Source organism: Trichocoleus sp. FACHB-40 (assembly GCF_014695915.1).
GTDB classification, from domain to species: Bacteria; Cyanobacteriota; Cyanobacteriia; order Cyanobacteriales; family FACHB-T130; genus Funiculus; species Funiculus sociatus.
Window position 1 is genome coordinate 1 of the sequence record NZ_JACJPF010000065.1, and the last position, 8339, is coordinate 8339.

Annotated in this window: 5 protein-coding genes and 1 pseudogene; 3 read left to right on the top strand and 3 right to left on the bottom strand. The window is 46.3% G+C overall.

Annotation, left to right across the window (positions count from 1 at the left end):
* The 3 genes and pseudogenes from H6F63_RS15325 to H6F63_RS15340 form a co-directional block, all read left to right on the top strand.
* Positions 1-127 (top strand): annotated as a pseudogene (locus tag H6F63_RS15325) (ISKra4 family transposase); the annotation flags it as partial.
* Between the two features lie 770 nt (positions 128-897).
* Entirely contained in the window at positions 898-3945 is a 3048-nt protein-coding gene (locus tag H6F63_RS15335; RefSeq protein ID WP_190638461.1) for a valine--tRNA ligase, read from the top strand.
* A gap of 141 nt (positions 3946-4086) precedes the next feature.
* Positions 4087-4545, top strand: coding sequence for a hypothetical protein (locus H6F63_RS15340; protein WP_190638462.1), 459 nt, complete (start codon positions 4087-4089; stop codon positions 4543-4545).
* Between the two features lie 261 nt (positions 4546-4806).
* Here the strand turns inward: H6F63_RS15340 and H6F63_RS15345 are convergent, their stop codons facing one another.
* From H6F63_RS15345 to H6F63_RS15355, 3 genes are all read right to left on the bottom strand, one after another.
* A complete protein-coding gene (locus tag H6F63_RS15345) occupies positions 4807-6942 on the bottom strand; it encodes a cation:proton antiporter (RefSeq protein WP_190638463.1) in 2136 nt (711 codons plus the stop codon).
* Positions 6943-7158: 216 nt separating this feature from the next.
* Positions 7159-7827 carry an HAS-barrel domain-containing protein gene (locus tag H6F63_RS15350; RefSeq protein ID WP_190444898.1) on the bottom strand — a complete coding sequence of 223 codons (669 nt, stop codon included), beginning with the start codon at positions 7825-7827 and terminating at the stop codon, positions 7159-7161.
* Positions 7828-7900: 73 nt separating this feature from the next.
* On the bottom strand, positions 7901-8098 hold the full coding sequence (locus tag H6F63_RS15355) for an NAD(P)H dehydrogenase subunit NdhS (protein WP_190444897.1): 198 nt from the start codon (positions 8096-8098) through the stop codon (positions 7901-7903).
* Positions 8099-8339 lie beyond the last annotated feature (241 nt).

Consider the following 8339-nt stretch of genomic DNA (forward strand, 5'->3'; position numbering starts at 1 on the left):
TGTAGAGTCGGCAGTAAAACAAATTGATAGAAGGTTGAAAATTTCAGGAGCGCAGTGGTTGATGAAAAATGTTAATCAAATGCTTAAGCTTCGGTGCGCCTACCTTAACGGATCAATATCCGTTTGATGCTCAAAAGCGCAAAACCGGGATGCTCCCCTCCACTTTCTGGCTTTATCCGCCGTTTCACAAAGCGCGCTCAGAAAAATCATCGGAATGGCTTGAGTAGATTCTTTAGCTTTCAACTAGCCGGAAGTGTCAAACCTCTGTCTCCAAGACGCGATCGCATCAAATGAACTAAAATTGTAATTATTGGATCTTCAGCACCTTATATGCCAAAAAAGTAGTTGAAAGGTAAGTAAATATAGCTTACAAGCAGAGCTAAAACCTTGGTGAAGTTGACCTTAAAGACCGATTCACACTTAAAATATGTTTGGTAAACATATAATTGTTCCGGGTAACTTGGCTCATCGCCAAGAAATACGCAACCAAACAAAAGCAGAATTGCTAAAATTTGATGGGATAAAAATCAACTCCTATCGCCAACACGAGGGAACAGAAATACTTTTACCAGTAGAGTCATTAAACTCATATAGTGTTTGTCCATCTTGTAGAACTCTTTGTTTTGCGACTCCACCAAAAGCCTCGATATATCCTCAATGATTGACCATAACTAATTAAGCGTTGAGATTATGAATTTAAAAATTTTGATAATTTCCGAGCTAATAACAAGTCTGGCAATACTACTTAAAAGTCATGGTGCAAAATGGTAAAACCTAAAAGCAAGGATTTTTTGGAGAAATAAACTGCGTTGGCGGAGCCAACGCAGTTCATTCTTCTTACCCCCCCTACCGTATGGCAAAATTTAGTTAAACCCCTCTTCATTTAGTCTTCCCAGCATGACCGCAACAATCCCCACCCTCGCCAGCCAATACGACGCCAAAACCACCGACACCAAGTGGCAAAAATTCTGGGAAGAAAACCACATCTTCCAAGCAGACCCCAATCATCCTGGCGAACCCTACTGCATCGTCATTCCCCCGCCCAACGTCACGGGTAGCTTGCACATGGGACACGCCTTCGAGAGTATCCTGATTGATACCCTCGTCCGCTACCACCGAATGAAAGGGCGCAATACCTTGTGGGTACCGGGAACCGACCACGCGAGTATTGCAGTGCAAACGATTCTGGAAAAGCAACTTAAAAAAGAAGGTAAAACTCGCTTTGAGTTAGGGCGCGAAGCATTCCTCGAAAAAGCTTGGCAGTGGAAAACTGAATCTGGGGGTAAGATTGTTAACCAACTGCGGAGTTTGGGCGTTTCGGTAGATTGGTCGCGGGAACGCTTCACGCTGGATGAAGGCTTATCTAAAGCGGTACTGGAAGCCTTTACCCGAATGTATGAGGAAGGGTTGATCTATCGCGGCAATTACCTGGTGAACTGGTGTCCTGGAACTCAGTCGGCGGTTTCTGACTTGGAGGTGGAAAACAAGGAAGTTAACGGTAATCTGTGGCACTTCCGCTATCCCCTCACGGATGGTTCTGGCTATATGGAGGTGGCGACAACTCGACCGGAGACGATGCTGGGCGATACGGCGGTGGCAGTGAATCCCAATGATGACCGCTACAAAGATTTGATTGGGAAGACGCTGATGCTGCCAATTATGCAGCGGGAAATTCCGATTATTGCCGATGAATTGGTCGATCCTGCCTTTGGGACTGGTTGCGTGAAGGTGACACCAGCCCACGACCCCAACGACTTTGCGATGGGTAAGCGCCACAATTTGCCGTTTATCAACATCATGAATAAGGACGGCACTTTAAACGAAAATGCTGGGGAGTTCCAGGGACAAGACCGCTTTGTTGCCCGGAAAAATGTGGTGCAGCGACTGGAATCAGACGGGTTTTTGGTCAAGATAGAGGATTATAAGCATACGGTTCCTTATAGCGATCGCGGTAAAGTCCCGGTCGAACCCCTCCTCTCTACTCAGTGGTTTGTCAAAATTCGCCCCCTCGCTGACCGGGCGTTACAATTCCTAGACGATAAAAGTTCCCCAGAGTTTATTCCCCAGCGTTGGACTAAGGTTTATCGGGATTGGCTAGTCAAACTACAAGATTGGTGCATCTCTCGCCAACTTTGGTGGGGACACCAAATTCCTGCCTGGTATGCAGTCAGCGAAACTGGGGGCGAAATTACCGACAACACGCCGTTTGTGGTAGCGCAAAACGAGACAGAAGCAAAAGAAAAAGCGGTTGCAAAATTTGGCCAAGATGTCAAACTAGAACAAGATCCAGATGTGCTAGATACCTGGTTCTCTTCTGGATTGTGGCCTTTTTCTACTCTAGGTTGGCCGGAACAAACCCAGGATTTGACAACTTACTACCCGACTGCTACCCTCGTTACTGGCTTTGACATCATCTTCTTCTGGGTTGCCAGAATGACGATGATGGCTGGACATTTTACAGGTCAAATGCCCTTCAAGGACGTTTACATCCACGGTTTGGTACTGGATGAGAACGGCAAGAAAATGTCCAAGTCTGCCAACAATGGTATCGATCCGCTGTTGCTGATTGACAAATACGGCACTGATGCCTTGCGCTACTCTCTGATTAAGGAAGTGGTTGGTGCAGGTCAAGATATCCGCCTAGAATACAATCGCAAGACTGATGAATCTGCATCGGTGGAAGCGTCCCGGAATTTCACTAACAAGCTGTGGAATGCTGCCCGGTTTGTGATGATGAATCTGGATGGTAAAACGCCGCAACAACTGGGGAACCCGGCAACAGAGGCATTGGAATTATGCGATCGCTGGATTCTCTCCCGCTATCATCAAGTAGTGCAGCAAAGTACCCAATACATCGACAACTACGGACTAGGCGAAGCTGCCAAAGGACTTTACGAATTTATTTGGGGTGACTTCTGCGACTGGTACATTGAACTGGTAAAACCTCGCCTGCGTCCGGAAGCACCAGCAGCATCGCGGCTAGTTGCCCAGCAGACGCTTGCCCATGTGCTGGAAGGGATTCTAAAATTACTCCATCCCTTCATGCCTCACATCACTGAAGAAATTTGGCATACTCTCACTCAAGCTGGTGAAGGCAAAGCTTTAGCGTTACAATCTTATCCCGAAGCAGATCCCGTACTCATCGACCCAGATAAAGAACAGCAATTTGAATTGCTATTCGGCACTATCCGCACCATTCGCAATCTTCGGGCAGAAGCTGACATCAAGCCTGGGGTGAAGGTTCCAGTAATTTTGCAGACCCAAAGCGACAAGGAACGGCATATCCTAAACTTAGGGGAGTCTTATATTCAAGACTTGGCAAAGGTAGAGAAATTAACCATCAATGGCGCAAAAGATACCCCGTCGTCTACCGAAATATTAAAGCCGGATTCATCGGCAGAGGTAAAGTCTGCCCCCTCGTCTACCGAAACAGCCAATCTCGCGGCATCTGTCAAGGAAAAATCTAGCTTTGCTAATGCCCCGACTTTGTTACCATTTTTGTTTTTGCTGCCATTTTTATTTGTGGTGCTTCTTTGTCTTTTTGTAGTGTCAAAGGTTACACAAATTATTGCCAAAGGCAAAATTGACAAAAATGATACAGCATCAAAACAACTTGGCTACACGCATCCCCCAGAAACCGATTTAAGACCACCAGAACAGGAGAACAGTGAAGAAAGTGCTATGCCAAAAGCGATCGCTGGTGTCGTTGGCACAATCCAAGTTTTAATTCCCCTTGCCGGAGTCGTCGATGTGGACGCACTACGTGCCAAACTAGATAAAAACTTGAGCAAAGTTGAAGCCGAAGCCAAATCCCTTTCGGGGCGTTTAGGCAATGCCAATTTTGTCGAGAAAGCCGCACCTGACGTGGTGCAAAAGGCGCGGGACTCACTAGCCGAAGCTGAGAAACAGGCAGAAATTCTGCGTGAGCGACTGGAGCGGCTCTAAAAGTCTCTAGGGACACAGTGGTGTATCCCGGCTTCAATAACACTTTATTCCCTGCGATATAGGAATAAAAGTGTTATTTACGATATAATACGCCCGTAAACTTAGGGTGCCCAGACGTGTTCGTTTAAAGACAAGATAGCAATGCGATATTTTGCCGAAGTGCAAAAAAATGAATTGTCAGGCGGGGTAGAACTGCGAATCCTTGCCAAACAAACCTCTGAGAATACCTGGGCAGTGATTGATCAAGAATATGTAATTCCCGCCGTCGATATCGAATCCCCGAAGGAAGGTTGGTTAGTTTTAGTAGAGGTAAGTGAAAATCAGCAGATTCATAGTATTGAAAAAGCGAAAGATTGGGTTTTGGAATTAGTGCAGCAGTACCTAACAAGTAGCATTACTCCCACTTTTTTACAGCAGGAAGCCGAACGTGCTGAACACTGGCGGCAAGACCTCACTTTACAAAGTCAGGAATTAGCCCGCAAAAATTTAGAAATGGAAGCGCGTCGGGAACAAATTCAAACATTGGAACAAGACCTAGAGCAGAAAAAAAAGCAACTAGAAGCCTGGGAAGAAGACTTAAAAAGGAGAGGAAATAGTTAAAAAGCGAACAGGCATCCCCATGCTGGTAAAAATGCCTGACGACTCAAGGCGTGACTTTCGCGTACCAAGCCTAGAAGAAAGCCGCGCCTCTAAAGCGAAAGCCAACGTAGGCTAATAAGAACCCCGCTTTCGTTAGGCTTCGTTTGTGGAGTATTGAGGCGCGGATGTTCTATAGGTGTATATTTGCACTCGACGTGATGCTCCTGAACGCTAAGATCAGGATGGCTTTTAACAATTACCACTTAGCCATCCTGACCTTAGTTAAATTGAAATCCGGGGCATGGAAACGCTGGAAGTCCTGGGTAGAACAACACCAGTTTGGGTTCTTTGTGGCTCCCCTAGCAGTACTACAGAGCAATTTAGTTGCTGAACTAACTGTGTAGTAACATCGCTGATTTCCAGACCGCCAGCGGTGCGGCGACGAAGCGATCGCAATACAATCAAATCAACCGACCTAGAAGCATTTAGAATTCCTTGCGCCACATTGTCATTCTTGATAATTTCAACGTTGATGTTGTTACTTCCAGGGGCCCACTTCGAGACTAGCAGAGACAGTTGCGACTGGTTCCACGCTATCTTCGCTGGCGTTGTTCTACTATTGCAGACGTTTAACAACGTCACTTGAGCCTGATTCGCCTCAGCCAGAATTTGGGCAAACCGCAACGGTTGTATCGCTTGCCCCGTCAAGTTTTCCACTGGAACCAAAATCCGCCGAATTTGTGACGGCGGACCCTGCAACCGCGTCACCGCAACTGGACAGTGAGACGACCACAGGACGCTATCAATCACATTGCCGAACAAACGCGCCCTTAAGCCGGTGCGTCTACCCCAGCCCATCACAATTAAACTCGCTTTTTGTTCCCGACTGGCGCGGCTAATGCCCTGAGCAACGTTGTCATCAAGGCGGAGCAATGGTACCGCTGTCACACCTAGTTCAACGGCTAATCCTGTGGCTCTCTCAAGTAGCATTTCACCTTGCTGGAATGCCCCTTCCAACTGCGGTGCGTCCATGTGGGCGTGCGCTGTGGTAATCGCTAACGGTACAATCCTTCCCGCTTCATGCCGCGCCAGTAGCGCTGCCATTTCCATTAAATTCCTCTCGGTTTCCGGATTGTAGACAGGTACAACCACTGTAAAAGGTTGGTCTGCCGATGCAGTTATGTCATTTAGTCCAGTTGTGTCAGTTGCGATCGCTTCCGTTTCCGGTACACTCAACCCAGGCGCTACCCGACTGGTAATCAGCGGGCCTAACGTTGCCGTCACCAGCATCAAAACCAGCACGCTGTTTAAAACACCTTCTGTCAGCAACCTCTCACCCGCTGGATTGAGCGCCCGATAGCCCACCAGCGTTGCTGCCAAAGTAGCAGCAACTTGCGGTAGCGACAGCGACCACATCGTTAGCATCTCGCGCCAATTGTAGCGGTACATTAGTTTGGCAAACAAAGCTGCCAAAAACTTACTACCAATCAAACCCGTCACAATTGCTAGAGTTAACCAGACAGAAGAGAGCGTTTTAATAAAAGCCGGAATATCTATCAGTAGCCCCATATCCACAAAGAAAATCGGGATAAATAAGACGCTACCGACAAAAAGCACCTTTTCCTTTACTGGCCCTTCCCCCAAAACATCATTCACTGCCAGACCAGCTAAAAAGGCTCCGACAATTTTTTCTACCCCAATCAACTGAGCGCCCAACGATGCCAGAAATAGCGCCAACAGTACAAATAAAAATTGATTACCTTCTTCGTTCCCAGAACGTCGGAAAAACTCTTTCCCAGCCCAATCAAAGCCAAACAAAACCGCCGCAGAGTAAATAATTAACGACACCAACAAGGTGAACAACTTAGTCGCCGTAAAATCACCCGCATGAATGCCCACACAAACGGCTAATACCAGTAACGCGCCAACATCCGTGAAGATTGTCGCGCCAATGGTGACAGTGACGGCTTCGTTTCCCACAACACCCAAACGACTGATAATCGGATAAGCCAAGAGGGTATGAGAGGCAAACAAAGAGCCAATCAAAATTGAAGCATTCCAGTCAAAGTTAAAGATACGCCCTACGATTGTCCCCATAATCAGGGGTACTAGGAAAGTAAAGGTACCAAAACCAATCGAGCGATTCTTGGTTTTGCGAAATTGCTCAATGTCAACTTCTAGCCCCGCCACAAACATCAGGTAAACTAACCCAATGTCTGATAGCAGGTTCATCGTCTCTGATTCGGTTTCCAGCAGCTTCAACCCGTTCGGGCCAAGTACAACACCTGCTGCCAACAAACCAACCAATCCTGGCAGCCGCAACCACCGCTCGAACAGCATAGGTACGGTCAAGATGACCACTAGCAAAATTGAAAACGGAACTATCGGTTGCTTTAAAACTTCTGAAATTGATTCCATAGTCAGGTAGGTTAAGGATTAGTTTTAACCGGCATTCTCAAAAATAAGCAACAAAGCTGCTGCAAGTACAGTTGTATTGCTTGAGTTATCTTACAGAAAAAGGGCTTTTTACGCCCTATCTCTATAGAAATAGACAAAAGACAAAGGCAAAAAAAGTCAAGAACTTTTTTTGCCTGTCCTTTTTATGACCAATTAGGAAGTCAAAATCAAAACTTCCTAAAGATTAATTTGGCTCAAAATATACCTCAATCTGTCGTAATCGTCTTTGAGAAGAAGGCTCAGAGTGCGCCCTGCTTTGATTAACCAATCGCGATCGCCTTTGCGTAATTGATAAATTTCTCTAATTGCTGCTCCTGCTAACGCCTCTACGGGCGCACCGTTCACCTGCAATAAGGTTCGCAAAAAATCCAGCTGTTCGCTAAAGTGAATAATTTCTTCCGGTTCGCAGCGATAAACCGCTTGATGTATTTGCGGCGGACGAGGTGGCAGGTATTGATAAGTTATTCCGCCGACACGTTTGTAACCATTATTTCCCTGTCCTTGTGCCTCAAACCCAACTATGGCAGCGCGAAACTCGGTTTTGAGCATGGCAAAGATTTGAGGTTGTTGCTCTCGCAGTTCCTCTAGTGACAGCCCTAATGCCCGCGCCCGGTGGATGGAATCAATCGGGCTGGTGGTGGCATGATAAACGATAGCATAGACTAAATTGCCTGATTCTTCATCAGTAGACTTGACCCAGCTGCCAAAAGGGGGCATGACTGGGAAGCTCAAGTCTTCGGGATCGAGACACTGTGCCAGGAATTCAGTCGTTGCCGTCTCAATCACTTCAGCAATATGGTTGGGCGAGCGATCGCCAGCAGCAAATTGGGGTAAGGGAAGACGCATAATCAATTATTTATTGCTAATGGCTAATTGGAAAATTGCTATTAGCTATTAGCCATTAGCAATTAGCCATTTACTATTTTGCCTTTTTGCGTCCCGCTGTTGGCTCTAGAATTTCTAATTCTGATAGCTGGAAGGTAATTAGCTTATCCCAATTGCCGCCTTCAAACAGCACCGCGGCTTTATTATCGGAAACTCGTTGAACTAGCCCTTGAAAACCGTAGTAGATATCGTCGATATTCTTCACTCGTACAGCCGTTCCAGGTAAAATCATAATTTCTTCTCAATTAAGTTTTCATTTATTAGCTTAATACAAGTGTTCATTGAATCATGGAATCATGGCTAATTGTTCTATAGGAATTCAAGGGTTGGGTGCGATACACCGGTAGGGACATGACAATGCCCACTGGTGTCAACTTAAGCGAGATAAGAAAGAGCGGCATAAAGTAGAAAAAAGCCTCGAATAGCTTCTAGGCTCTTAGTATCCTCTTACTATCAATGAGTAAAAAACGTCC